Source organism: Parvimonas sp. D9 (assembly GCF_035282565.1).
Taxonomy (GTDB): domain Bacteria; phylum Bacillota; class Clostridia; order Tissierellales; family Peptoniphilaceae; genus Parvimonas; species Parvimonas micra.
Window position 1 is genome coordinate 1 of sequence record NZ_JAYKBM010000184.1, and the last position, 262, is coordinate 262.

1 protein-coding gene is annotated in these 262 nt (G+C 32.8%); it reads right to left on the minus strand.

Features of this window, described 5'->3' with window-relative positions; translation table 11 throughout:
• Nucleotides 1-46: 46 nt before the first annotated feature.
• Nucleotides 47-262 (minus strand): hypothetical protein (locus tag VJI94_RS08485; RefSeq protein ID WP_324009048.1); only part of this gene is annotated, 216 nt, incomplete at its 5' end.

Here is a 262-nt window from a genome sequence, read left to right on the forward strand (position 1 = left end):
GCAAAAAATCAAAAAAGAAGAAGACAGCATCAACAAAAACTAAAGATCAATTTGATTTTTTGAGGGCGTTATAATGCGCAAATAATTTGATCAGATCTGTTTCTTTTTTAGTCTTGAGTTTATGCGCCAGCAGATAATTATTCATCGCAATAGCGTCTTTTCCAAATAAACGAATTAGTTCTGTTGGTTCAGCCGGTAATGCAATCAATCCGTTGGTAGGTATATAAGAATAATACACTTCTTTTTTTGTGTAAGTCCTGAT